24 protein-coding genes and 1 pseudogene are annotated in these 26,365 nt (G+C 47.2%); 8 read left to right on the top strand and 17 right to left on the bottom strand.

Annotation, left to right across the window (positions count from 1 at the left end; genetic code table 11):
• Positions 1 to 48 precede the first annotated feature (48 nt).
• On the top strand, positions 49 to 942 hold the full coding sequence (locus HGT71_RS06395) for a dihydrodipicolinate synthase family protein (RefSeq protein WP_214217059.1): 894 nt from the start codon (positions 49 to 51) through the stop codon (positions 940 to 942).
• Between the two features lie 43 nt (positions 943 to 985).
• Here HGT71_RS06395 and HGT71_RS06390 read toward each other — a convergent pair whose 3' ends face one another.
• Both HGT71_RS06390 and HGT71_RS06385 read right to left on the bottom strand, forming a co-directional pair.
• Positions 986 to 1,453: an ester cyclase gene (locus tag HGT71_RS06390; RefSeq protein ID WP_214217058.1), complete on the bottom strand. Its 468-nt coding sequence runs from the start codon at positions 1,451 to 1,453 to the stop codon at positions 986 to 988.
• Positions 1,454 to 1,464: 11 nt separating this feature from the next.
• The gene (locus HGT71_RS06385; protein ID WP_214217057.1) at positions 1,465 to 2,895 is read right to left on the bottom strand and encodes an aminobutyraldehyde dehydrogenase; all 1,431 of its coding nucleotides are present in this window, start codon (positions 2,893 to 2,895) and stop codon (positions 1,465 to 1,467) included.
• An 83-nt stretch (positions 2,896 to 2,978) separates the two neighbouring features.
• On the opposite strand from HGT71_RS06385, the gene HGT71_RS06380 reads away from it, so the two are divergent.
• Both HGT71_RS06380 and HGT71_RS06375 read left to right on the top strand, forming a co-directional pair.
• Positions 2,979 to 3,785, top strand: coding sequence for a FadR/GntR family transcriptional regulator (locus tag HGT71_RS06380; protein ID WP_241595448.1), 807 nt, complete (start codon positions 2,979 to 2,981; stop codon positions 3,783 to 3,785).
• The gene (locus HGT71_RS06375) at positions 3,786 to 4,487 is read left to right on the top strand and encodes a cache domain-containing protein (protein WP_214217056.1); all 702 of its coding nucleotides are present in this window, start codon (positions 3,786 to 3,788) and stop codon (positions 4,485 to 4,487) included.
• On the opposite strand, the gene HGT71_RS06370 is transcribed toward HGT71_RS06375, so the two are convergent.
• From HGT71_RS06370 to HGT71_RS06350, 5 genes are all read right to left on the bottom strand, one after another.
• Entirely contained in the window at positions 4,476 to 5,972 is a 1,497-nt protein-coding gene (locus HGT71_RS06370; protein WP_214217055.1) for an APC family permease, read from the bottom strand. The genes HGT71_RS06375 and HGT71_RS06370 overlap by 12 nt on opposite strands.
• Positions 5,973 to 6,420: 448 nt before the next feature.
• Positions 6,421 to 6,774, bottom strand: coding sequence for a hypothetical protein (locus HGT71_RS06365; RefSeq protein ID WP_214217054.1), 354 nt, complete (start codon positions 6,772 to 6,774; stop codon positions 6,421 to 6,423).
• Between the two features lie 338 nt (positions 6,775 to 7,112).
• Positions 7,113 to 7,406, bottom strand: a complete 294-nt coding sequence (locus HGT71_RS15785) for a lysozyme family protein (RefSeq protein ID WP_241595449.1) — start codon at positions 7,404 to 7,406, stop codon at positions 7,113 to 7,115.
• A gap of 766 nt (positions 7,407 to 8,172) precedes the next feature.
• Positions 8,173 to 8,439: a DksA/TraR family C4-type zinc finger protein gene (locus HGT71_RS06355; RefSeq protein WP_214217053.1), complete on the bottom strand. Its 267-nt coding sequence runs from the start codon at positions 8,437 to 8,439 to the stop codon at positions 8,173 to 8,175.
• Between the two features lie 81 nt (positions 8,440 to 8,520).
• Positions 8,521 to 8,736, bottom strand: a complete 216-nt coding sequence (locus tag HGT71_RS06350; protein ID WP_099824643.1) for a YdgH/BhsA/McbA family protein — start codon at positions 8,734 to 8,736, stop codon at positions 8,521 to 8,523.
• 266 nt (positions 8,737 to 9,002) lie between these two features.
• Here HGT71_RS06350 and HGT71_RS06345 point away from each other — a divergent pair, with 266 nt between their 5' ends.
• Together HGT71_RS06345 and HGT71_RS06340 are read left to right on the top strand one after the other, a co-directional pair.
• The gene (locus HGT71_RS06345; protein ID WP_214217052.1) at positions 9,003 to 9,701 is read left to right on the top strand and encodes an RluA family pseudouridine synthase; all 699 of its coding nucleotides are present in this window, start codon (positions 9,003 to 9,005) and stop codon (positions 9,699 to 9,701) included.
• 26 nt (positions 9,702 to 9,727) lie between these two features.
• On the top strand, positions 9,728 to 10,117 hold the full coding sequence (locus HGT71_RS06340) for a DUF4440 domain-containing protein (RefSeq protein WP_214217051.1): 390 nt from the start codon (positions 9,728 to 9,730) through the stop codon (positions 10,115 to 10,117).
• A gap of 1,000 nt (positions 10,118 to 11,117) precedes the next feature.
• On the opposite strand, the gene HGT71_RS06335 is transcribed toward HGT71_RS06340, so the two are convergent.
• Together HGT71_RS06335 and hchA are read right to left on the bottom strand one after the other, a co-directional pair.
• Positions 11,118 to 12,092 carry an NAD(P)H-quinone oxidoreductase gene (locus HGT71_RS06335; protein ID WP_214217050.1) on the bottom strand — a complete coding sequence of 325 codons (975 nt, stop codon included), beginning with the start codon at positions 12,090 to 12,092 and terminating at the stop codon, positions 11,118 to 11,120.
• 3 nt (positions 12,093 to 12,095) lie between these two features.
• Positions 12,096 to 12,947, bottom strand: coding sequence for a glyoxalase III HchA (hchA, locus tag HGT71_RS06330; RefSeq protein ID WP_214217049.1), 852 nt, complete (start codon positions 12,945 to 12,947; stop codon positions 12,096 to 12,098).
• Positions 12,948 to 13,605: 658 nt separating this feature from the next.
• Here hchA and HGT71_RS06325 point away from each other — a divergent pair.
• Positions 13,606 to 13,964, top strand: a pseudogene (locus tag HGT71_RS06325) (type II toxin-antitoxin system RelE/ParE family toxin).
• Positions 13,965 to 14,303, top strand: a complete 339-nt coding sequence (locus HGT71_RS06320) for a helix-turn-helix domain-containing protein (protein WP_214217048.1) — start codon at positions 13,965 to 13,967, stop codon at positions 14,301 to 14,303.
• A 227-nt stretch (positions 14,304 to 14,530) separates the two neighbouring features.
• Here HGT71_RS06320 and guaA read toward each other — a convergent pair whose 3' ends face one another.
• Positions 14,531 to 16,111, bottom strand: coding sequence for a glutamine-hydrolyzing GMP synthase (guaA, locus tag HGT71_RS06315; protein WP_099824653.1), 1,581 nt, complete (start codon positions 16,109 to 16,111; stop codon positions 14,531 to 14,533).
• Between the two features lie 70 nt (positions 16,112 to 16,181).
• Complete coding sequence (gene guaB / locus HGT71_RS06310; protein WP_214217047.1) at positions 16,182 to 17,648, bottom strand: IMP dehydrogenase; 1,467 nt, start codon at positions 17,646 to 17,648, stop codon at positions 16,182 to 16,184.
• Between the two features lie 168 nt (positions 17,649 to 17,816).
• Between guaB and xseA the strand changes: the two genes are divergently transcribed.
• Entirely contained in the window at positions 17,817 to 19,199 is a 1,383-nt protein-coding gene (gene xseA / locus HGT71_RS06305) for an exodeoxyribonuclease VII large subunit (protein WP_214217046.1), read from the top strand.
• Positions 19,200 to 19,228: 29 nt separating this feature from the next.
• Here the strand turns inward: xseA and der are convergent, their stop codons facing one another.
• From der to rodZ, 6 genes are all read right to left on the bottom strand, one after another.
• Entirely contained in the window at positions 19,229 to 20,713 is a 1,485-nt protein-coding gene (der, locus tag HGT71_RS06300) for a ribosome biogenesis GTPase Der (protein ID WP_099824658.1), read from the bottom strand.
• Positions 20,714 to 20,866: 153 nt separating this feature from the next.
• Positions 20,867 to 22,048, bottom strand: coding sequence for an outer membrane protein assembly factor BamB (bamB, locus tag HGT71_RS06295; RefSeq protein ID WP_099824660.1), 1,182 nt, complete (start codon positions 22,046 to 22,048; stop codon positions 20,867 to 20,869).
• A 16-nt stretch (positions 22,049 to 22,064) separates the two neighbouring features.
• The gene (locus HGT71_RS06290; RefSeq protein ID WP_214217045.1) at positions 22,065 to 22,688 is read right to left on the bottom strand and encodes a YfgM family protein; all 624 of its coding nucleotides are present in this window, start codon (positions 22,686 to 22,688) and stop codon (positions 22,065 to 22,067) included.
• 38 nt (positions 22,689 to 22,726) lie between these two features.
• Entirely contained in the window at positions 22,727 to 24,007 is a 1,281-nt protein-coding gene (hisS, locus tag HGT71_RS06285) for a histidine--tRNA ligase (RefSeq protein WP_099824664.1), read from the bottom strand.
• A gap of 59 nt (positions 24,008 to 24,066) precedes the next feature.
• On the bottom strand, positions 24,067 to 25,188 hold the full coding sequence (ispG, locus tag HGT71_RS06280; protein ID WP_048912432.1) for a flavodoxin-dependent (E)-4-hydroxy-3-methylbut-2-enyl-diphosphate synthase: 1,122 nt from the start codon (positions 25,186 to 25,188) through the stop codon (positions 24,067 to 24,069).
• A 31-nt stretch (positions 25,189 to 25,219) separates the two neighbouring features.
• Positions 25,220 to 26,212 (bottom strand): cytoskeleton protein RodZ, encoded by a 993-nt coding sequence (gene rodZ / locus HGT71_RS06275; RefSeq protein ID WP_214217044.1) that lies wholly within the window; start codon positions 26,210 to 26,212, stop codon positions 25,220 to 25,222.
• Between the last annotated feature and the right edge of the window lie 153 nt (positions 26,213 to 26,365).

Here is a 26,365-nt window from a genome sequence, read left to right as displayed (position 1 = left end):
AAAAAAGACTACTCTGATACTCCCCTTCACCTTAATAAGGATAACAAGATGTTTTCTGGTCTAAGTGCCTTCCCACTCACGCCTTGTAAAGCGGGATACGTTGATGAAGTCTCTTTCGAAAAGCTTATTGTTCGTTTAGTTGAGGCAGAAGTCGACTCAATCGGCCTGATGGGATCGACGGGGTGCTATGCTTACTTCACCCCACAGCAGCGTGAACGTATTATTCAGCTGGCCAAGTCGCTGGCAGGAACGACACCCGTTATCGCCGGTGTAGGAGCAATCAGTACACAAGAGGTTCTCCAACGTGTGGAGCAAGCGCAGCGACTCGGGGTCGATGCACTATTATTAGCCCCCGTTTCTTATCACAGTTTAACCCACGAAGAAGTCTTCGGGCTGTTTGAAACGGTCAACCGTAACAGCTCTATTCCCATTTGCGTCTACGATAATCCCGGTACCACTCACTTTCATTTCACCCCTGAGCTCTATGCTGAGTTAGCCAGTTTATCGCAGGTCCGCTCGATAAAAATCCCTGGCACCTCGACACAGCTAGTTGATGCTAAGCATGAAATCAGCGGATTACGCCAGCAGCTACCTGCGGATATTGCTTTAGGGATAAGTGGCGATGCCTATGCAAAAAATGGCTTATTGAGCGGATGCGCTGTCTGGTATTCCGTCTGCGCGGGCGTGTTCCCTGCAGTGGCTAAGCGTCTTGCCCAGGCTGCGTTATCCGGGGAGAGCGAACGCGCTGAAGCAATTAACCGACAACTTTCGCCACTTTGGCAGTTATTTACTCAATACCGCGGCAGTTTACGTGTTATCGCAGCTGCAGCCAGTATTATGGGGCTTACCGAGAGGGATTGCCTGCCTCGCCCAATTCAACCGCTATCTGATTCAGCGAGGAATGAGGTAGCAAAAGTACTGAACGAGTTAGCACTACGTTAATCTGATTTAGTAGGCTGGCCGCGCGAGCGGCAGCCCTTAACAACTATTTCAACTGATCCGATAATTTTTGCGAATCATAATAATCGCCCTGATAAGTAATCTTACCCTGTGACACTTTGATAAAACTAACGCCATCAAAACTGATCTTTTTATGGGTGGCCGGAGTACCGGCCCATGCCCCATCGTTAGTTCCGGTAAAACGCCATTGAAATGCGATAGTATCGCCGTTATAGACCGGTTTACTGGTCATCACCCAGCGTAAGTCAGGTACCGCATCGACGAAGGTTTTGACGACCTGTTGTGTGGCCTGCTGCTTACCGACCACCGGCTCACCGACCGAGGCATCGTAATAACTGACTTTGTCCGCGAAATACGTCCCTGCCTTATGACTGTCGTGCTGGTTCCACGCCTGCATATACTGCGTAACGACCGTGAGCGGCGTCGCTTCTGCATAGCTTATCCCGCTCGTCAGGCAGAGTGTAAAAAGAGTGTACGCTGCAAATTTACGCATTATCACCTCGCTTAGTCTTGCTCAAGATCGATCATGACATGTTTCACTCGGGTATATTCCTCCAGCGCATAGGCTGAAAGATCTTTACCGTAACCTGACTTCTTAAAACCGCCATGAGGCATCTCTGCACAAAGCGGAATATGGTTATTGACCCATACGGTGCCAAAGTCGAGATCGCGCGTCAGTCGATGGGCTTTCGCTACTGAGCCGGTCCACACACTGGCCGCCAGTCCATAATCAACATCATTGGCTTTGGCGAGGGCATCGGCTTCATCGTCGAAGGGTTGTATGGTCATCACTGGACCAAACACTTCCTGTTGAATCGCTTCATCGTCCTGCTTTAAACCCGAAATAATGGTCGCGGGGAAATAAAACCCTGCCCTTTGCGCCGCACTGCCGCCGATTTCCACTTTGGCATGGGCGGGTAGCCGTTGCATAAAGCCTTCGACTTGCGCCAACTGATTCGCGCTATTAAGCGCCCCGAATAAGGCATCGGTGTCATCGGGCTGGCCGAAACGGATCTGTTCAGTCTTGGCGACCAGCTGTTGTAAGAATGTTGGATAAATTGAGGCCTCGACCAATATACGCGTCGCGGCGGTACAGTCTTGGCCCGCATTGAAGAAGCCCGCGGTTGTAATACCCTCAATTGCCTTTTCGATATTTGCATCGGCAAACACAATGGCCGGTGCTTTACCGCCTAACTCTAAATGGGCTTTGGTGAGGTTGGCCGCCGCAGAGGTGGCGACCTGGACACCGGCGCGCACCGATCCGGTAATGGAGACCAGTGACGCGTTGGGATTAGACACCACCAGCGAGCCGGTTTCCGCTTGCCCTAAGATCACATTAAAGGCTCCTTTCGGGAAAAACGCTGCTGCCAGTTCGGCCAATAATAGGGTACTCATTGGCGTCGTATCGCTCGGCTTAAGCACTACCGTATTGCCAGCAGCTAGGGCGGGCGCGATTTTCCAGATAGCCATCATAAAAGGATAGTTCCATGGCGTGACTTGCCCGACTATACCCAACGGCTCGCGGCGAATGGTTGAGGTGAAACCGTCCAGATATTCATAGCTGGCCCGTCCCTCTAAATGACGGGCAGCCCCGGCAAAGAAACGCAAAGCATCGCAGGACGCGGCGACCTCTTCTTTCTCTATAAAGTGCTTTAATTGCCCGGTTTCCCGACATTGTAGCTCGACAAAGCGCTGTGTATTGGCCTCCACCGCCTCGGCCAACTGCAGTAACGCTTTTTGTCTCTCGGAGGGCGTGGAGCGCCGCCATTGCTTAAAGGCGCGCGTCGCCGCCTGATACGCCAAGGTTACCTCGGCAGCCTCTCCTTTCGGGCTTTGGGCATAGCAGCTACCATCCACCGGACTAATCAAGTCAAAGTAGGCCGTTGATGCCGTCTCAACGTATTGACCATCAATAAAATGTTTCAGTCGTTGCATCGTTTTATCCTTGATAAGTTCACTTCAAACCTAAGAAAAATACACTCGCCGGAAATTCTCACTGGTAGGCGTGGCGCAGTGCTTTGAAAAATACCCTTGCTGTGTTAAGACTGTTTTCCTCGTGGACAACCGGTGAAAGCATAACGATGATGACGCATGCGATAATATTCGCGCCAATCGGACAGGCAAGCCGGGCGGAACAGATTGTGACCCGCCTCGCCAATGCCATCATGACTGGGCTGTTGCAGGCCCATGAACAGCTGCCCAACGAAGCAGAGCTGGCCAAAATGCTGGGGGTTTCGCATATCACGGTACGCGAGGCGTTGAATACCCTGCGCGCCAAGGAGCTGATTTACACCAGCCGAGGGCGCCACGGTGGCAGCTTTGTCTGTGATAATATTGAAAGTCGTGCCCATAACTACCATCCTCTCAACTTATTGAGCAGTGATTACTTACTGGATCTCGGCGAGATGCACTGCGCGATACTGGCACACAGCGCGCGGCTCGCGGCCAAACGCATGAGCGAAACGGAACAGCTTACCTTCAGCTCTTTTATTGATGACTTTGAGCAAGCTAACACCGCCGAGTCACGCGCCCAAGCGGATATGCGCTGCCTACTTTTTTTATCTGCCAGCTCACAGTCGGCGCGCTTAGCCAATAGTGAGTTGACGCTACAAACCGAGTGGGCCTCGTTTATTGCCCTGCTCTATGGTGATGACACACTTCATCAGCAATGCGTGCAACATTATCGAAGATTGATGGAAGCCTTATCTCAACAATGCACTGAAGCGGCTGCAAAAGCGGTCAGTGAGCTTATTCTATTTTTAGCCGAACACCTTGTTGACTGTAAGCTCAACACCACTGCCTCTAAGTCTGGGAGAATGTTATAAGTGAACTCATCCACTCCACTCCACGCCGTCATTGCGCCGCTTGAACAGCTCTTCACCCAGTGTTCTCACTCAAGCCAGCAGTTAGCGCAACAACTGACTCAATTACTTAGCCCACTGGTTAGCGCTGCCACGCCAACAGAGCTTGAGACGACGGCTTTTCCGAAAACGGCGATAGAGGCCCTTATCAATCGTACGCTTTCTGATAACCGCTTCTGTTCCGGTGCAGGCTTTGCCTATCATGCCGATGCGCCGCTGAATCCTCAGGCGATATGGTCGCTCTATTGGATGTACAAAGATGCAAGTCACGACACTGCACTCGAACTTACACCTCTTACCCATCAGCACCTCGATTTTCGAACTTTCGAGTGGTTTCTAAAAACCAAATCGCTAAAAGGCCCCTACTTTCATGGTCCTTATGTCGACTATATCTGTAATACGTCGTATACCATGACCTCTGCCGCCCCTATCTTTATTCAACAGTGTTTTTACGGGGTCGCTGCCGTCGATATTCTGGTTAGCCGCATCGAGGACGAAATCTTAAGCGTTCTGCCTCAGCCTCGCCCCAAAATGGTATTAACCAATACCTTTGGAAGGGTCATTTTCTCTACCCTCTCGGGTTATCGTGTGGGCGATATACTGCACAGTGAGGCGCTGGCCGTCATCCACCAGCACCCTCTGTTTTCGCTCTACTTACCGATGTGATCCCTCATGGCGACGCAGCGCCCTTAACGCTTCCGCGTGTTCAATCGCATCGTTTTCCGGTGCGTTTGATTTACCATAGGGCCGCTGGAGTAGCATATAAAACAAGCCGATAATCAACACCACGGCCAAGCCAATCAGTACGGTCCATTTATCAATAAAGTTGGGGCTATCCGCAGGTCGAGCCAGTAAATAAATCCCCACAATGCCATACGCCAGCGCCAGTACGTTAGTCAGTAAACCGAAGGCACCGATATGCCACTCGCCAGCCGGTTTCCAACCTCTGATCCGCTGACGAAGCGCAGCCAACACGACCATTTGAAACGAAAGATAGATACCAATGACGGCAAAGGCCGTAATTCGAGCCAGATTATCAGGTTGGAAATAGACCCAGACACAGAAGATTACTGGCAGCAAGCAACTGATGATCATCGCGTTATCCGGCACATTATGGGCGGAGATTTTCGCCATCCAACGGCTACCCGGTAACATCTGATCGCGAGAGAAAGAGAAGATAAGGCGGCTTAGCGCAGCTTGTAGCGACAAGATGCAAGAGAGCATGGCGATAATCGCAATAACGATAAACACTTTTGCCCCCACCGGCCCCAGAGCCTGGTTAAGGATGGCTGGGATAGGATCACTCACTTTACCGCTGACGATATTGCGTAAATTAGGTGAAGAAAGCAGATACCCTAATACCGAAATAATCGCCGAGATGGCACCGAAGACAATACTTAAAATCATCGCGACCGGGATTTTTCGGCTGGCATCCTGCACTTCTTCCGCAACGTTACCGCAGGCCTCAAAACCGAAGAACATAAACAACCCCATTAGCGAAGCAGCCATAAAGGCTCCGACGTAACTGCCGCTACTCGATAGGATCCCCATTGAATCGAAGATGACCGAGAAAGGTTGCGAGCGGTGAAAAATTAACAGATAGATCCCTAAGGCAATCACGCTGACAATTTCACACCAAAAACCGATTCTTGCAACGCGAGCAAGGTTTTTAGTTCCAGAGAGATTCACTCCCATCATCACTGCCAGTAAGATAACCGAGGTCATCAGAAGATGAAGCGGTGTGGCGCTGAACGAGACGAGGCTGGCTACGAAGGTCGAGGTATATTCAGCGATTGAGGTAATGGTCACCACCAACGCCCATAAATAGACCCAGGCCGCAATCCAAGCATATTTTTTACCCCAAAGCCGACGTGCCCAAGGGTACAAACCGCCGGTGATGGGATATTGCGAGGCGATTTCGCCAAACACTAAGGCCACTAACAGTTGCCCTACCGCAGCGATAACGATCCACCAGATCGCCGGAGGCCCCGCGAGGGTAATGGCTAAGGCAAACAGTGAATAGACCGCCGTCAACGGTGAAAGATAAGTAAAGCCTAACGAGAAGTTGGAGATAAGCCCAATAGAACGTTGGAACTGTTCTTTACCAGCTTCCGGTGCACCTTGTGCAGGGGGTTGTGTCGATTTTTCCATTGTAGAGTCTCTCGCTGGCACAATACATTCAAAAAGGTGAACCCATTTATAAAACATAAAGGATTATATTTATAATGTTTCAGTTCACAGTTTCCGAAAAATAATTTAAATAGATTTAAAAACAGATAGTTAGCGGATATATGATTTTCTTATTGCTGTTAGTTAGTGGGGATATTGCAGTTTAGTTGGTTAATAACATTAATGAATGTAGGGTAATACCCCACACTCTGTACATGTTTAAAAATGGGTTGAACAAGGAGATCAGCCAGGGAGTAGTGCTAGACCGCTAAAAAAATCACCCTTGTGCCAGCAGCTGAATAAGAGATTTCAACTGTGCTTATGAAATGGATTAAAAATCAATTTAACTGTTTAAAGCAAAGTACAGAAACTAGAATCTCTGTAGTCGCTAAAGGTGAATGAGATGTTGTTAGGCATCTCATATCATCACTCAATAATTAAGGCCTTCGAAGAAATCTGCCGCAGACTTGTATTCAGAATATAAGCAAAGGTTTTCCTCTGCTACTTCCGCGTCGGTATTTAACGATTCAGATATTGCGAGCCTACATTTTTTTCTAATCGTTGCATCCCATGAATTCCTCAAATCAATTAATTGATTTTTTTCTTTTGGGCGATTCTTAATCGCAACATTAACCCTATCATCAAGATATTTTCTGCCCATTTCTGTTTTCGCTATCGATTTTTTGTTTATTTCCGCTAATTGACTCATCTCTGGCTCAGTAAATGCCGCAGACAAATTGAAGGAAGCTATTGATAGAAGAAAAATAAAACTAATTGTTTTCATAGAAGTCAATCCTTCTTTTGAACCTATCTTTGGGGACGGTAAACCAAACATTCCGATCTACTAATACTTTTCCAAACCCTTTTACGTCACCATCGTAGGCGAGTTTTTGTATATATCCCCGTGTCCTTTTACTGTAATCCCCACGGTACCGTAAATCTATGAGTAACTCTTTTATTTTATCAGGAATATTATCCCATGCTTGAATGGGCGATATATTCGGGTTAGTGTGATATTTTTTATTTCCCACCTACTCTTACATATCCTTTCAACATCCTTCCTCGCCTCTTCATAACTTATCATAAACAAATTTAATTGCTGTTGTTCAGTTATCTCGCCAACTAAATCCCTTTTTTTACAACGAAATTGTAAGCTGAACATCCTTTTAATTTCGCTCCTTCAGATATTGCTTCAGCTTTTCCTATTTCTATCCCTGCCTTTTTTAAGGCTATCAATACTTCTATCTTCGTTCTATCACCAAGATCGAAACCTCTTCCAATCGTCACGCCAGAATTACTATTACTGCATAAGGATGAGATACCTGGCCAATGTAATTTTTGTGAGTAATCTTTGCTTGACTTTATATTGTTACCTTCTACTCTAAACGTTAAGATTCCTTTTTTAGGTTCTAGCATATCCTTATGCCCCCTTCTAATAAAGTTAAGAGTAAATCAATCAAACCATTATTATATTTCACGCTAGTTAATGTACCTGCGGGAAAATACTTTAGGAGTTTTTCATTTCACTTGATTTTAATCGGCAATATTCTCTACCTTATCGACACTGTGTTTTGATAATTATTATCAATAGCCATTATCCAGCGCTATACTAATTACTCATACACAACATGTACTGCAAACTCAGCTAGGCGATGACTTCAAGTGATGTAGATAACATTTTTGTAATTATCGATAACCGATACTGTTTTCACCTATTGTTTCGGTTTTAAAATCAAGCGACTCATCGTCCAATAGAGTACAGCATCAGACTAACTTAAGCGTCCATGTGTGTATTCAAATAAAATGCAGAAGAAGGGCTATCTAAGATTGGTAAGCAGTAGGGGAAACATCTATAACTGCTATATATATTTTTACATCAAAACCATAAAATATTATTACGGTAAATTTTTATTAAGTGAATGAGAAATGATAAGGCGCCAGAACACCCCCTATAATTAAATAATATTTATTTAATTATAACATCCTCCTATGTAGAGTAGGAATTAGAAGGTTTTATCACCCTTATTTTCACTGGTAAGTCGTGGCATGAGTATTGATATATCCAAAGGTGAATTTACCTTAAATTTTCTATTCTCATCTATCCTGCACTACAAACAAGTGAGAAGCCGTAATAATCGGCATATTATAGCCATCAAAGAGCGCCTCAACGGCATATTGCCGCCTAGCGCAACTGACTATCTTTACTTCCGCGGCGATTGAAACCACTCGACGCAGACATTTTCTTATCCTGTGCATCTTGGCAGTTAACACAATAGATCACTCCCGGTAATGCTTGGCGGCGAGCGAGTGGTATAGATTCACCACAGGCCTCGCAAAATTCTGCGCTTTCACCGTGGTGGAGCTGACTCCTCGCCTGCGCGATGGCATCGTCGACGGTGTCATCAATTTGCTTTTGAACCGCGCCATCTTCCGCCCATCCCCCAGCCATACTACCTCCTCAATCATTGGTATAAATAATAAGTATAGATGAAGGGTGATAGTTTGCTGACAATGCCAAGCTAGATATACCCTACTGCTTAGGCAGCAATTTAGCGGTCATATGCACGCCATTATTAAAATGTGCTTCCGTAATTTTGTAAGAGGCACCTGCTTGCTTGGCTTGCGCGGCGACGATACTTTCCGCTTCATCGATGGTAGCGGCACATGCGGTAACGCTTTGCGCAGAAGCTGCAAATGAGGCAAGAGTTAGGGTGAAAATGGCGACAATTTTTTTGATTGATTTCATGAGTATATTCCTTAGTTTTACTGGTTTTGAATAATTTATCGTTGCGATACCCGCTATATTAAGCATTGAAATTGGGATTGAATATCGAAAACAATTGCCAATCTTATTCAAATAATTAGATTTAAATTAGCTAAAATTTTCAGTCTAGTTCAGTAAAACAGTGGAAAGATAACCTGTTGTACGCCTCGACGGTGTACGACGAGGCTTCACCTCAAGCGTAAAATCACTTATCCTCTTTACCTTAATCTGTCATCACTGAGACCATCATGGCGAGTATTATCGATACTTTTATCGCCCCACCCTGCGAGGCCGCAATCGAGATCCTCTATCAGGATGAATCATTACTTATTATTAATAAGCCCAGCGGATTATTGAGCCTTTCAGGTAAAAACCCCCTCAATTGGGATTCGGTTCATTACCGTCTACTTCAACAGTTTCCGGGGTGTACGCTGGTGCATCGACTCGATTTTGGGACCTCAGGTCTTATGCTCGTTGGGTTGAATAAAGCCATTACGGCGGCCCTTAGCCAGCAATTCAGTGAACGTTCTGTCGACAAAACTTATCATGCTCTGCTTTGCGGCCATCTTTCGAATCATAGCGGGATCATTGATGCACCTATTGCAAAAGATCCGCAACATTTCCCACTCATGCGAATCGACGCAATGACAGGTAAACCGGCGCAATCTCGTTATGAGGTGGAGCAACGCATTGAATATCCGTTGAGTACCGGCCTGTCACTACCGATTACTCAAGTGAAACTGTCGCCGTTAACAGGCCGTACACATCAATTACGGATCCACTGCCAATATTTGGGCTATCCCATTTTGGGCTGTGACCTGTATGGTGGCCGTGATTATCCAAACATAGCACCGCCCCCACGGCTGATGCTTCACGCCAGCGCGATACGCTTCCAGCATCCCCTCTCTGGCATAACCATGGCGCTGGAAAGTCCACTGCCCTTTTAACTATTCCGACAACAATAGAGGACATAATGAATCGTTATTTCCAAGAAGTGATTGATGCCCACCATCTAATCAGTGATGTGCTGGGTAAACAGGAGACTAGTGGCGATAAACGCTTACAGCTGCTCTCTCGATTCGATCTTGGGTTTACCATGATTGCGCCCACTGGAGCGATATTTGACCATCAACGACTCGTCGACTTTTTCGAGCAACAACAAGGATCACGCCCTGGGCTGAAGATCACGCTTTTTGACTTTATTCTGATCGCTGAAGACGAAAAAAATGCGATTATTGCCTATAAAGAACGGCAAGACTTCCCAGATAAGCCTAGTACCTTACGCTATTCCACCTTGGTCTTTTCTCATGAACAAGGCAGATTACAGTGGCGACATTTGCACGAAACATTCCTGCCTTTATAAGGTTCGAGTCTGATGGAATAAGAATGGATAATCGATGGTAAGCTATTACCATGATTATCTATTAAGAGAGCAGTGGATAAATAACTGTCACATTAATTAAAAGAATTATACGTTCTGATTTAGCCATTCACGAGTACCAATAGTAACTATTGAATGTGACAAGATGTATTATTTTAATGTCCTAAGGGAAAGTGAAATAAGAGTGTAATAATGAAACAGTGCACCGGTTAAAAGTTAAAAATCAAGAAATAAAAAGCATATTACTGATATTTAAAACGTTTAGATAAATGCAAATACCCTGTATGTATTTATATATCAATCTGTTATTTTAACTCTCTTTTTTATTGAATAAGGCGAGATTTATGAGGAATGGGTTCATTGACTGGGGGGATATTAATTCAGGGATTACTTTCCCGTGCAGCGGAATCTTCGAGGAATTTAAAAGTTAAACACCCTAATTTATGGATAGAGCTATATAATCTAGAGCTCGATATGCTGTACTTTTTATTTGATAAGCCTATCTACCATTATGGTTTTTTGAATAAACTACTTTCAGGAAATTATTTATCGGAGTGTGAAAGGTGACATTAAGATTAATTAGGCTATGTTGAAAATTTATCTCTTCGATATTAATGACCACTATTATTTTCTTCGTGTCTTTATCTTCGATTATTTCATTAATTCTCTTTAATCGTTTTGAGCGAATAATAATGCTTCTGTTGGTGTTTTTCTGTGGCCTCTTTTTTATTGGTTATCTTGGTTAATTACATCGAAGAAAGATAGGGAGTGAAATGGTTAAATATATAATCTGCCCTATTTCACTTTCATTATGTTTTTCAGTTCAAGCGGTCGATAAAAAAACCATGAGTATAATTGAAAGCTACGATTTTTAATAACCCAGGGATATAGGGGCTTTTCTCTCTATATTTATTATTAAAAGTGAGAACGGTTATCAATTTATTACTCATCCCGCATAGTGCGGGATAAGCGGTATCAATAATCACATCGTAATGACAACTTTTCCAATATGAGTACCTGTATCTAAGCACTCATGTGCTTTAGCGATCTCTTCTAATGGATAAGTGGCGTAAATAATGGGTTTACAATGCCCCTTCTCTAAAGCTGGCCAGACTTTTTCTTTTAACTGTTCAGCGATAACTCTTTTTTCCTCTAGGTTTCGGCCACGCATGGTTGAACCCGTAATCGTAATACGCTTAACCATCATGTTTGTGATATCAAAATTATTGACTAAGTTTCCCCCCATAAAGCCAATAATCACCAACCTGCCATCTTTTTTCAGTAGATTTATGTTCTTATTGAAGTAGGATGCACCGACGATATCTAAGATAATATCAACGCCCTGATCCTGAGTGAGCGCTTTTACTTTTTCTTCGAAGTCATCTTTTTTGTAATTGATTAGCGTTGCCGAGTCTGCTAATTGCTCAATTTTTTTGTCGTCTCCAACCGTAGCCAATACCTTTAGGCCGAATTCTTTAGATAAAGCCATGGCAGTTGTACCGATACCGCTGGCTCCACCGTGAATAAGGACAGTTTCTTGAGAACGAGCCTTACCGAGCTGAAATAAATTCGCCCAGACAGTGAAGAATGTTTCTGGTATCGCTGCCGCTTCTTCGAAGCTTATCCCCATAGGAATCGGCAGTGTCTGTGCGGCAGGAACGGCACAAAACTCAGCATAACCGCCACCATTCGTCAGTGCACAGACGGCATCCCCCACTTTATAGGTTGTCACTTCTTCACCGACAGCTTCGATGGTGCCTGACACTTCTAAGCCAGGGATGGGGGTTAACCCCTTAGGCATCGGGTATTTACCCTGACGTTGTAAAATATCGGGTCGATTAACGCCCGCAGCATGCACCTTTATCAACACTTCGTGCTTTTCAATAGTGGGGCGTTCACCCTCGACAATCTTAAGGACTTCGGGGCCACCGGGCTGAGTGATCTCAACGAATCTCATACCTTATCCTTTATTAAAAAATTCGAGTAACGTATTGGCCGCGACTTTACCTAACTCGTTTGCAGCAAAGGGGCTATCGCCCGTGATGACTTTTCGGTCTGCGTAAACTTTGCCAGTAATATCATTATTAACTAAGGTCAGTCCCATATTGGTTAACTGCTCACCAAAGAACCAGGTTAATCCACCGGGCATATAGCCAATATCGGGTGTCTGTTTGTCGGCACTATCTGGGAAAGCACAGATTGAATAGCCTTTCAGTGGATTATCGCCGTCACGCAGAGAGAGGAAAGCCGCTGGGCCGTGGCAAATCGACAGGATAAATTTATCCTTATCCACCGCCCAACGTAAGATTTTAGCGACGTTAAGATCGTCTGGTAAACCAATTAACGCGCCATGACCTCCAGGAATAAAAACGGCGGCATAGTCATGCTCTGATAACTGTTCGACAACCTCATAAAGCGCTAATGGATTGAGGAATTTTTCTCTATATTGCTCGAAAAATGGAATAACCTTTTCGTCATCATTAGGCATCGCCCAATATTCAAATTTAGTCATCCTTCCCGATGACGTCGCAATATCAAAATCAAATCCCGCTGCATGCAAATGATACATCGGCAACAATGTTTCGACAGGGTGATTGCCCGTCGAAAATAATTTCCCGTTATCAGTCGTTAAGTAGCGTTCATCGGCCGCAATGACCAGTATCTTTGCTTTACCTTGGTACTTATTCAGGTATTCAGCATCCTTGAGGTCAGACACCGACGACGTAAACTGGGAAAGGGAATAGGGCGATGGAAAGTATGCATTTTGTTCAGCGTGATCGACTTGTGGTGCTTTGCTTTGATTATCTGTCATGATGATTCCTTACCGTTATGAGGAGGCCAGTTCGACATCAAGGGTCATACTTTATAGTGAGTGAACTCACTATAATTTAGTCAAAGAATCTGGGCTTAACATGACGAGCGGTAATATTTATTATGATTTTGGTTACCCTACTCGCTTTACGCCGTGTACAGCCTGCCCACACTAACCTACAGGAATGCTATCGCAACCTTGATGCTACCGTATACGGCATCTAACTGGCGGAAAAAAAGAAGGCTTCGCCGACGATCTAACGCTTCTTTTGCCTTGTGGAGCATTCTAAGCAAGCTGCGTAGTATGCTTGTCCTGGCATAAATGAGTACAGGTATGCGACATGTATTATCCTGCCGTCCTGCCTGAGCGCTGGGCCCCCTTCGCCACCAGAGTGAGTGTTTGTTCCCAACGATAGAACCTATAGGAGATATAACGTCTATCCATACCACCAAATCCGGCCAATGACAGACACAGCCCGTCACATTCGGGACGCAATGGTAAAAGCCTGTTTTTGCACAAGCATGTGGACAGACTGGAACCTCGCTCCAGTTGCACTGGACGTTATATTGATTAATCCCTCTTCTGGCGTACATTAAATGAACAATTCACTTGCTTTTATTTGGTCTGTGTATAAAATTTTGTACAAATGGAAAGCCATATGTCAAAAAAGACAACAACACCTAAAGAGAAAGATATTATATGGATAGGTTCCTCTCTCGAGGATCTTTGACCTTTCCCCTCTCGGCTCGTAAAGAAGCCGGTTTTCAACTACATAACATTCAATTCGGTATTGAACCCGAAGACTGGAAACCCTTTTCAGATATCGGTGCAGGTGTTAATGAAATTCGAGTACGTGATGCCAGTGGGATCTATCGCGTCATGTATGTAGCAAAGTTTGAAGAGGCTATTTATGTTTTACATAGCTTCCAGAAAAAAACGCGGCAAACCAGTAAGTATGATAAAGACATCACTAAAATGCGTTACAACACATTAATTCAACAGCGGAGAAAACAGTAAATGACCGCAAAAATAGACACTGAAATTCGTCATATCACACCTGGTGGCGGCAACATCTTTGCCGACCTAGGTTTTGACGAGCAGGAGGCCAAAGCACTTCACGCTAACTCCTTACGCAAAATTGAAAATACACTTGCCATCAAAGAGAAATTGATGGAAGAGATTACCCTCTGGATCTCTGACAAAAACATGAAACAGGCAGACGTTGCCACCGTTTTACATATTTCACGTCCGCGTGTCTCTGATGTGGTAAACAAAAAGACCAACAAATTTACTATTGATGCGTTGGTGGATATGTTAAGCCGCATCGGTAAACCTGTTCAGGTTTCTGTTGGTTAACCCTTTATTTTTTAGTACAACTCACAATAATGGGCTGCTTTCGGTAAAGGCGTAGAGTTTTCCCTAATCAAAAATGCCATGTTGTAAAAAACACAGAGAAGGTACTTAACTTTCTGTTATTGGATGCGTTATATAAAAATGCCAGATACAAAAACAAAAAAGCCCGCAATGACGCGGGCTTAGAGTGTTTTACCGCTTAGTGGTGCAAGCTATTGCTAGACGTTAAATTATTCCCACTCAATCGTAGCAGGCGGTTTACCGCTGATATCGTAAACGACACGGGAAATACCGTTAACTTCGTTGATAATGCGATTAGAAACACGGCCCAAGAAATCGTATGGCAGATGTGCCCAATGCGCGGTCATAAAGTCGATGGTTTCTACCGCACGCAGCGAGACAACCCAATCGTATTTACGGCCATCGCCCATTACACCGACTGAACGTACTGGTAAGAAGACGGTGAAGGCTTGACTGACTTTATCGTATAGCTTGGCTTTGTGCAGCTCTTCGATAAAGATTGCATCAGCACGACGCAGCAGATCGCAATACTCTTTCTTCACTTCTCCCAGTACACGTACGCCAAGGCCTGGACCTGGGAAAGGATGACGATATAGCATCTCGAACGGCAGGCCTAACTCGAGACCGATTTTACGGACTTCGTCTTTGAACAGCTCTTTCAGCGGCTCAACCAGTCCCATCTTCATCTCTTTCGGTAAACCACCCACGTTGTGGTGTGATTTAATCACGTGCGCTTTACCCGTCGCTGATGCGGCAGATTCGATAACGTCTGGGTAGATAGTCCCTTGCGCTAACCATTTTACATCTTCGAGTTTTAACGCTTCTTCATCGAACACTTCGACGAAGACACGGCCGATAGTTTTACGCTTAGCTTCTGGTTCATCAATTCCTGCGAGAGCATCGAGGAAACGTTTTTCCGCTTCGACATGGATGATATTTAGACCGAAACGATCACCAAACATCTCCATCACTTGTTCCGCTTCGTTTAAACGTAACAGCCCGTTGTCGACGAAGACGCAGGTTAAACGCTCGCCGATGGCGCGGTGAAGTAACAGCGCCGTCACTGAGGAGTCAACCCCACCGGACAGGCCAAGGATAACTTTATCGTTACCCACTTGCTCACGCAGGCGCTCGACGGCATCGTCGATGATCTTAGCTGGCGTCCACAGCGCTTCACACTGGCAGATATCGCGCACGAAACGCTCCAGCAGTTGCTGGCCTTGACGCGTATGGGTCACTTCTGGGTGGAACTGTACGCCGTAGAAACGCTTCTCTTCGTTGGCCATAATGGCAAACGGGCACGTTTCAGTGCTGGCTACGGTGGTGAAATCAGAAGGAATGGCGGTGACTTTATCGCCATGGCTCATCCAGACATCAAGAATCGGTGCGCCCTGCTCGGTTAGGCTGTCTTTGATATCACGAACTAATGCACTGTCAGCCACAACTTCAACTTGCGCATAACCAAATTCACGCTCGTTGGAACCTTGAACTTGGCCACCCAGTTGCATCGCCATGGTTTGCATACCATAGCAAACACCTAATACCGGGACACCGGCGGTAAACACATATTCTGGCGCACGCGGGCTATTGTTTTCCGTCGTACTCTCCGGACCACCCGATAAAATAATACCGTTCGGGTTAAATTCGCGGATCTGCGCTTCGGTCACATCCCAAGCCCATAATTCACAGTACACGCCCAGCTCACGCACGCGACGTGCGACCAGCTGCGTATACTGGGAACCAAAGTCGAGGATCAGAATACGGTGTTTATGAATATTTTCTGTCGTCATTAAAATTTTCCAGGCGATAGCGTTATGAAATGACGCGCCCGGCAATCGCCGGGCGCAAAATCAGTTGGGATTATGACCCCATACGATAATTTGGTGCTTCTTTGGTAATAGTAACATCGTGGACGTGACTTTCCGAGATACCTGCACCACTGATACGGACAAATTCTGCTTTGGTCCGTAAATCATCAATGGTCGCGCAGCCGGTTAAGCCCATGCATGAACGCAGGCCGCCCATCTGCTGATGGATAATCTCTTTTAAGTGACCTTTGTAAGCGACACGACCTTCAATCCCTTCTGGCACTAATTTATCTGCCGCGTTATCAGTTTGGAAATAACGGTCAGAAGAGCCTTTAGACATCGCGCCTAGAGAGCCCATACCACGGTAGGATTTATAAGAACGGCCTTGATAAAGTTCGATTTCGCCCGGGGACTCATCAGTACCCGCTAACATTGAACCGACCATTACGGCTGCGGCGCCCGCGGCGATCGCTTTAGCGATATCACCGGAGAAACGGATCCCGCCATCTGCGACGACTGGAATACCTGTCCCTTCAAGGGCAGCAACGGCATCGGATACCGCGGTGATTTGTGGAACACCTACGCCAGTGACGATACGCGTAGTACAGATTGAGCCAGGGCCAATTCCGACTTTAACGGCGCTTACGCCAGCATCAGCAAGAGCTTTAGCGCCTGCTGCTGTCGCGACATTACCACCGATGATTTCTAAGTCAGGGTATTTCGCACGGGTTTCACGAATACGTTGTAGAACACCTTCAGAGTGGCCATGTGACGAATCGATCAGTAGCACATCGACCCCTGCAGCCACTAAGGCATCGACGCGTTCTTCGTTACCTGCACCCGCACCGACGGCTGCGCCAACGCGTAAACGACCTTGGGAGTCTTTACAGGCGTTAGGCTTACGTTCAGCCTTTTGGAAATCCTTAACGGTAATCATGCCACGAAGGTGGAAGGCATCATCGACAACTAGCGCTTTTTCGACACGATTTTCATGCATTTTCTGCAGGACGATTTCGCGTGCGTCGCCTTCTTTCACCGTGACCAAACGCTCTTTTGGCGTCATAAAAGTGCTAACCGCTTGATTAAGGTCGGTCACAAAACGGACATCACGGCCAGTGATGATCCCCACCAGCTCATTTTGTGCGTTAACCACTGGGTAACCCGCGAAACCATTAATTTCGGTTAACTCTTTCACTTCACGTAGCGTGGTGGTCGGCAATACAGTTTGTGGATCGGTGACGATACCACTTTCGTATTTTTTCACCTTACGCACTTCTTCCGCTTGGCGCTCAATGGTCATGTTCTTGTGAATGAAACCTAAACCGCCTTCTTGAGCCAGCCCAATTGCTAAACGGGCTTCGGTCACGGTATCCATTGCTGCAGACAGCATTGGGATATTCAGGCGAATGTTTTTCGTCAATTGAGTAGTCAGCGAAGCCGTGTTAGGCAGCACTGTAGAGTGGGCAGGAACCAGTAAAACATCGTCGAACGTGAGGGCTTCTTTTGCAATTCGTAGCATGGCAATATCTCAACCTAAGGTTAGTGAGAACGGATAAAATATTGCCGATGCATTATACAGGCGCATTGCCCTTCGCTCCAGCTTTATTTATAGAAAAAACTTGATAGTTGTAAGTAGAAGGTTACTATCACTGCTTAACCCTCTGATTTAAAGTTTGATCTTGATCACATGTTACCGACAGAAAACAGCACAATTTATTCCGTCGCTCAGCTAAACGGTAGCGTGCGACAGCTTCTGGAAAAGCAGCTGGGCCGCATCTGGCTAACTGCCGAAGTCTCGAACTTTAGCCGACCGTCATCCGGACATTGGTACTTCACCCTGAAGGACGATGCCGCCCAGGTCCGCTGCGCAATGTTTCGCGGCAGCAATCAACGCGTCACCTTTCAGCCGCAAAACGGTATGCAGATTCTCGTCCGGGCGTCGGTGACGCTGTATGATCCGCGAGGCGACTATCAGTTGATTGTTGAGTCGATGCATCCGGCTGGCGAAGGATTGTTACAGCAACAATTCCAAGCCTTAAAACTTAAGCTCGACAGCGAGGGGCTATTCGCGCAATCTCGCAAACGCCCTTTACCGGTCCCGGCAACACGCGTGGGGGTGATTACTTCCCCTTCTGGCGCGGCATTACATGATATTTTGCATGTATTACGTCGACGTGATCCCGCGCTCCCCGTGGTGATCTATCCCACAGCAGTGCAAGGACGAGAGGCGACTGCCGCCATCGTTAACGCCATCACCTTAGCCAATCAACGTAAAGAGTGTGATGTGTTGATTGTCGGACGTGGCGGAGGCTCGTTGGAGGACCTGTGGTGCTTTAACGAAGAGAGTGTGGCCCGCGCCATTGCCGACAGCGCACTCCCGATAGTCAGTGCAGTCGGTCACGAAACTGATATCACTATCGCTGATTTTGTCGCAGACTTACGCGCCCCCACCCCCTCTGCCGCGGCGGAAATGGTGAGTCGTAATCAACTTGAACTTTTACGGCAATTACAAGGGCAGCAACAACGATTAGAGATGGCGTTCGATTATTATCATACCGGCCAACAACGCCGCTTAACGGCGCTGACACACCGTCTGACACAGCAGCACCCACAATTACGACTGGTACGCCAACAGTCACAGCTGCAACAACAACAACGCCGCATGCAAGATGCTTTACAACGTCAAGTGCAGAGTGCGCAACAGCGTTATGATAGCCTGACCCGTCGCTTGAACCGCCACCTGCCTTCAGCCAAAATTGCTCAGCATCAGCAATATCTCGCACAACAGCGCTATCGTTTGCAGATTGCCCTGCAGCAGCAGGTCGAACAACGTAAGCAGCGCTTTGGAAATCTTGCCGTGCAGTTAGAAGCAGTCAGTCCACTCGGGACGCTGGCACGAGGCTACAGTGTTACCACCGGCGCACAAGGTGAGGTCGTACGTAAGACTAAGGATTTACGTGTTGGTGATACGCTTCGTACCCGTTTGGAAGATGGCTGGGCGGAGAGTGAAGTCGTCAACCTTGAGAAAACCCGTAAACGCAGTCCGAAAAAATCGACTTCTTCGCAATAAAAAAGGGCCACTTTCTGTGGCCCTAATGATTAACGCTTATTCTTCTTCATGTGCGCCATTAAACGCTTACGTTTACGCTGTTGCGTTGGCGTAAGTAGGTTACGTTTTCCAGCAAACGGGTTCTCACCCTCTTTGAATTGGATACGGATCGGCGTTCCCATCACGTTTAAGGTCCGACGATAGTAGTTCATCAAGTAACGTTTGTAGGAATCCGGTAAATCCTTCACTTGGTTACCGTGAATAACCACGATAGGTGGGTTATATCCCCCCGCATGCGCGAACTTCAGTTTAACGCGACGGCCACGTACCAGAGGCGGTTGGTGATCGTCTTGTGCCATATGCATGATACGGGTCAGCATTGCCGTATTAACGCGTTTCGTCGAGCTATCGTAAGCTTCGGTAATGGATTCAAACAGGTTGCCGACGCCACTACCATGTAAGGCAGAAATAAAGTGAACGCGAGCAAAATCGATAAAGCCTAAACGGTAATCCAGTGCTTCTTTGATTTCGTCTCTGACTTCTTGCGATAGGCCATCCCATTTATTGACGACGATAACTAATGAACGCCCACTGTTAAGAATAAAGCCTAACAGCGAGAGGTCTTGGTCAGAGATCCCTTCCCGCGCATCGATCACTAGCAATACGACGTTAGCATCTTCGATTGCTTGCAGGGTTTTGATTACCGAGAACTTCTCGACCGCATCATGCACTTTACCGCGTTTACGCACACCGGCGGTGTCGATCAATACATAGTCGCGCTCGTCACGTTCCATCGGGATATAGACGCTATCACGTGTGGTGCCAGGCATGTCATACACAACGACTCGGTCTTCACCTAAAATACGGTTGGTGAGGGTCGATTTACCCACGTTAGGACGACCAACGATGGCTAATTTGATCGGCAACGTCGTTGGATCGAACTCTTCTTCTTCTTCGAGTTGTTCTAGCTCTTCCGCTTCCAGATCAGCCCAATACGCGGCATTTTCTTCTTCTTCAGTCAGCGGCGCTTGTTCTTCTTTCTTATCCATCCACGGGAACAACGCCGTTTCTAATAGCGATGTCACGCCACGACCATGCGATGCTGCGATAGCATGGATTTCGCCCATGCCCAGTGACCAGAAATCACTGATTGCCGCATCGGCATCCAAACCGTCGGTTTTGTTGGCGACTAAAAAAGTCGCTTTTTCACGTGAACGTAAATGTTGAGCGATTTGCTCATCCGCAGGCATCACGCCGGCACGGGCATCCACCATAAATAGGACGACATCTGCCTCTTCAATCGCTAATAACGATTGTGCCGCCATCCGCGTTTCAACACCCTCTTCGGTGCCATCAATACCACCGGTATCGATACAGATGAACTCACGACCTTCAACTTCAGCTCGCCCATACTTGCGATCGCGCGTCAGACCGGGAAAGTCCGCAACCAGCGCATCACGTGTGCGAGTTAACCGATTGAATAATGTTGACTTTCCAACATTCGGGCGCCCAACCAGCGCGACCACAGGTACCATAATAAAGCCTCATGACAAAATAAATCTGCTAACCCAACTTTTATTCGCAAGCACGCTTAATCAAATAAAAGTGGCTTACCATAAAAAATAAACGGCTCCTGTAGAACAGGAGCCGTGCAATATAACACACCTAAGCGAAATTGCTGAGGATGTTTAACGTGAGATAGAGTAAACCTCGCCGCCTTTCGCTTGAATCAGCAATTTGCTGCCCGCGACAACCGGATCAGTTTGGAAGCCTGAACTATCAACTTTTTGCTGAGAGACAAAGCGTCCGTCTGCGGTATTGATCCAGTGTAGGTAGCCTTCGCTATCCCCAACGACTAGGTATCCATCAAACAGAACTGGCGAAGTTAAGTTACGATGCAGTAACTCGCTTTGACGCCAGATTGCGACACCGCCGTCAGTATTTAAGGCAATCACACGGTCGTCTTGGTCAACCACATAGATATTGCTGCCTTCGACAATAATATTTTTTACGCCGCCAACATCACGTTTCCAGATAACTTGTCCAGAACGTAAATCCATCGCGGTTAAGCTACCGTTGTAGGCTAAAGCATAGACCACATTATTAGCGATAATTGGCGTAGTATCGACGTCACTTAAGCGATCAATTTCTGTTGCACCGCTCGGCTGCGAAATACGTTGCTGCCAAATGATCTGACCTTGGTTTAGGATCACGGCACTCACACGTCCGTTATCTCCGCCAACGATCGCGCCACCGTATGCGACTGCTGGCGCAGATTCGCCACGCAGTGACAGCGAAGGAATATCAAGGTTAACTGACCATTTGATGGCACCCGTTTGTTGGTCAAGTGCCTGCAGAATGCCGTTACTTTGGTGAACCAAGACTAAACCATCGCTAACCACAGGACGCGACATCGCCTCACCGGTGACTTGGGTCTTCCACAACGTTTTACCGTCCGCCGCGTTTAACGCATAGACAGCGCCACGCTCACTACCGATATATAAGGTTGAGCCGTCAACGGTGATACCACCAGACAGTAAGGCTGATAGGTTACTGGAGAAGAAGCCCTGTTTCTCAGAAAGATCGATCGACCATTTTTCTTTACCACTCGCGGCATCTAGCGCTTTAACCGTACCGTGGCGGTCCGCTGCATAGACGGTACCTTCTTGCCAAGCAGGGTGCAGGTTAGAGTAGAAATTGCCTACACCATCACCTACCGAGGTGCTCCATGCGGTAGAAGGGGTAAACTGATTTTGTACTTTGGGCAGAGGGGCCATTTTCACGACATCCTCTTCACCACTGAACAGCGAACAACCACTTAACAGGGTGGCCGAAATTAATGCCGGCAGCAGGTATTTACGTAATTCCATGCGCTCTCTCACTGGCTTAGCTAAAATTATTCAATTTAGTTTGCATCATCTGCTTCACTGCAGGTGATACCTCTGATTTTATCCCTTGACGCCAAGCAGCGGCTGCGCCCTGCTTATCGCCTTTATTTAACAGGATATCGCCGCGAATATCTGCGGCCAGGCCGGTCCAGTTATCCCCTTTGACCGCATCAAGCGTTTTTAATGCCGCATCGGGATTTTTTAGCTCAGACTGGACCCGAGCAAGACGAAGACGAATCACCGCTTGAAGACTTTGGTCTGCAGAGTCTTGCAGCCCTTGCTCTAAGATTTTCGCTGCATTCTGCAGGTCGTTCTTATCGACATAGGTTTTGGCCAGCGTCAGTGACGCTAAAGCACCATAACTGGTTTTATCGTGGTCGACAAAACTGGCAAGCGCCTGAATTGACGCAGGGTTATCAGCTCTCAGCGTTGACGTGAGCTGCTGGTAGCGATCCGATGACGCTAAAGCATCATTTTGTTGATGATTCACCCAAAAGCGCCAACCCACTAATGCGGCAATCCCAATCACTGCACCGACTGCAAGGGCCTTACCGTTGTTCGCAAAAAACTGTTTAACTGCTTCAGTTTGATCACGTTGATTGTCGTTGTTGTAAACTTCCACCCGTCCTACTCCTGTATTACTCTCTACCTGCCACACGCTTACTCAGCGAGAAGCGCCGCCTGTAATTCGGCCAGTACATCCTGAGAACTGACTAACTTCTGTTCGCCACGCGCCAAGTCTTTAATCACCACTTGTCCGTTGCTGACTTCATCTTCGCCCAGCACCAGTGCCACTTTCGCACCGTTTTTATCCGCACGAGCGAATTGCTTCTTGAAGTTACCGCCACCAAAGTTAGTCATAATTTTCAAGCTAGGCGCTTGATCACGGAGCGTTTCGGCAAGTTGCATCGCTGCAGATTGCACGCCTTGTCCCGATGATATGACGTAGACATCCACTTTGTTAACTGGTTCAAAGTCTGGCACAACAGATTGTACTAACAGAACCAAACGCTCAAGCCCCATCGCGAAGCCCACGGCAGGTGTGGCACGCCCACCCAGCTGTTCAACAAGCCCATCGTAACGTCCACCGGCACAGACGGTACCTTGTGCCCCTAAGCTGCTGGTCACCCACTCAAAAACGGTGCGGTTGTAGTAGTCTAATCCACGGACTAAGCGCTGATTGATGCGGTAAGTAATCCCTGCATCGTCTAAGAATTGGCAGACACCCGCGAAGTGCTCACGAGATTCGTCATCGAGGTAGTCATGCAGTTTAGGAGCGTCATTCAGTAGCGCTTGGACCTCTGGATTTTTACTGTCCAGTACCCGCAACGGGTTACTGTACATGCGACGTAAACAGTCTTCATCCAACACGTCTTTATGCTGCTCTAAGAACGCAACCAATGCTTCACGGTAATTGGCGCGTGCATCAAGTGAACCAATGGAGTTAAGCTCTAGCTCGACATGCTCAGCAATACCGAGCACTTTCCACCAGCGCGCGGTCATCATGATCAGCTCTGCATCAATATCAGGGCCTGTTAGTCCAAAGACTTCCGCCCCAAGTTGGTAGAATTGACGATAACGCCCCTTCTGTGGACGCTCGTAACGGAACATCGGCCCCATATACCATAGACGCTGTTCTTGGTTGTAAAGCAGACCATGTTCGATTCCCGCACGGACACAGCCCGCGGTGCCCTCAGGGCGTAAAGTTAAGCTTTCACCGTTGCGGTCATCAAAGGTATACATCTCTTTTTCGACCACATCGGTGACTTCACCAATGGCGCGTTTGAACAATGGCGTCTGTTCTACGATAGGCAAGCGAATTTCGCTAAAGCCGTAGCCTGCCAAGACTTGTTTCAGACTCTGTTCGATGCGCTGCCATACTGCAGTATCTGCTGGCAGGTAATCGTTCATTCCCCGTATCGCTTGAATATTTTTCGCCACGTTACAATCTCTTTATTTCAAATGCTAAAAAAACAGGGCATTACTGCCCAGTTAAATGATTAGTTATCTAGGTGCTGGATCGCAATCCGCGCATTTTCGTCCAGCATCGAGGCTTTTGCACGGATACGCGCTTCGAGTTGGTCAATCATATCGTTATTATCTAGACGATCACGTTGACGCACACCATCTTCGTAGAAGCCGCTTTTTTTATTACCACCGGTAACGCCGAGGGTGGAGACAGTCGCCTCGCCCGGTCCATTGACCACGCAGCCGATAATCGAGACATCCATAGGCGTAATGATATCTTCTAAACGCTGTTCTAAAGCATTAACCGTACCGATAACATCAAACTCTTGACGTGAGCAGGTTGGGCAAGCGATAAAGTTGATCCCACGTGAACGAATACGCAGCGATTTTAAGATATCAAAGCCCACTTTGATCTCTTCAATTGGATCAGCCGCCAGCGAGACACGTAACGTATCGCCAATGCCTTCAGACAGCAGTAAACCTAGCCCAATCGCCGATTTCACCGCTCCGGCACGTGCGCCCCCTGCTTCTGTGATCCCTAAGTGCAGCGGTTGTTTAATCTGTTGTGCCAGCAGACGATAAGATTCAACCGCTAAGAACACATCCGACGCTTTAACACTGACTTTGAACTGATCGAAGTTTAGACGATCTAAGTGTTCAACATGACGCAGTGCAGATTCAACCAATGCCTGTGGCGTCGGTTCGCCGTATTTTTCCTGCAGATCTTTTTCTAATGATCCGGCATTTACGCCGATACGGATGGGGATATTATGATCCCGAGCGCAATCCACAACTTGACGAATACGTTCGTTATTACCGATATTTCCCGGGTTGATCCGTAAGCAATCAACACCGTACTCTGCCACTTTAAGAGCGATACGGTAATCGAAATGGATATCAGCCACTAAGGGCACATTCACTTGTTGCTTAATCAGCTTGAAGGCTTCTGCCGCATCCATAGTGGGAACAGAAACACGAACAATATCCGCACCGACGCGCTCAAGCGCTCTGATCTGATTGACCGTTGCTTCAACATCGGTGGTACGGGTATTGGTCATTGATTGTACAGCGATGGGAGCCCCATCGCCGATTGGCACCTTACCGACATAAATACGAGTCGATTTACGACGGTTAATGGGAGCCTCGTTATGCATAGCTTTTCTCCACTTGTCTCAAGGTTAGCGCTTAGGCGCCAACATTCAGACGTGCTACCTGATTACGATGAACAAAACGGCTGAGGTCAACAGGTTGACCACGGAACTGGACCGAGACGGATGCAGGAGCGCCGATTTTTAGATGATAGGGAAGCTTACCAGTGAGGTTTAATGCACCACCATTATGTTGTAAGCCACTGAATAATTTTTTACCGCTCGCATCACTGACTTCTAACCAGCAGTCGCCGGTAAATTGTAAGGTGATAGCATCTGGGCTAGCAGGAGTCTGTTGCGCATTATCAGCCGTCGTGGCAGGTTGCGCAGGAAGAGACGTTGAAACTGCTGGCGCTTGGGGCGTCGGCGAGGTTTGTGTCGACGTCACCGCCGCTGGCGCTGCTGCGCTATTATCGTTAGCGGGTGCGGTTGACGCGGAAGGCGTCGCTTCGGATTGTGCGGCCGGTTCTGGCTGCGTATCGGTCGCCGCAGGTTGAGATTCACTTTGTGTGGCTTGCTGAGACGACGGATCGGTGGACAACGGAATGGACTGACTAGTACCGGTTCCTTCGTTTTCTTGCGTCGACACGCTATTCGTTAATTCACTCTGCGCGGCTTTATGATTCTGCCACCACCACGCTACTGTGAGTCCCACCACGACAAAAATAATTAACCAAGTGAACGTCGTGAGTAGGCCATCGCGTTTTTTTCTACTGCGACGGCTATTGAGCGAGTAATTCTGCATCGGCGTGATTTTCGCCGGATGTATTGGCGCGTGTTGCGTGGCTTCGGGCAGTAATTCGGTTTCTGGGATCTGCACTAAGCGTGCATAAGAGCGGATATACCCGCGTAAAAAGGTCGCGGCAAGTTCAGCAGGCGCTTTATCATCTTCGATATCTCGCACTGTAGAGAGCTTGAGGCAGAGTCTATCGGCAACGTTCTGTTGCGTCATACCTTTGGCTTCACGGGCTTGACGTAAACGCTCACCCGCAGATTTTTTGATGGTGTCTTGGTTGGCTTCAGTATTCATTCGCAATATAACGTCAGTACTGTATCGAGGGTGAAAAGTTCGCGCTAACGGTAATGGGTCTGTGACGCTGGCGACCGAGTACGGCGTTGCACGGCGATAAATTCATGGTTTACATCATTCTGTTCAGTGAATAAGTATAATGATAGTGCGTTT

Origin of the sequence: Rosenbergiella epipactidis, from assembly GCF_018494055.1 — a bacterium.
Taxonomy (GTDB): Bacteria; Pseudomonadota; Gammaproteobacteria; order Enterobacterales; family Enterobacteriaceae; genus Rosenbergiella; species Rosenbergiella epipactidis.
The sequence above is the reverse complement of the archived record's forward strand: the minus strand, read 5'-3'. Positions and strand labels throughout refer to the sequence as shown.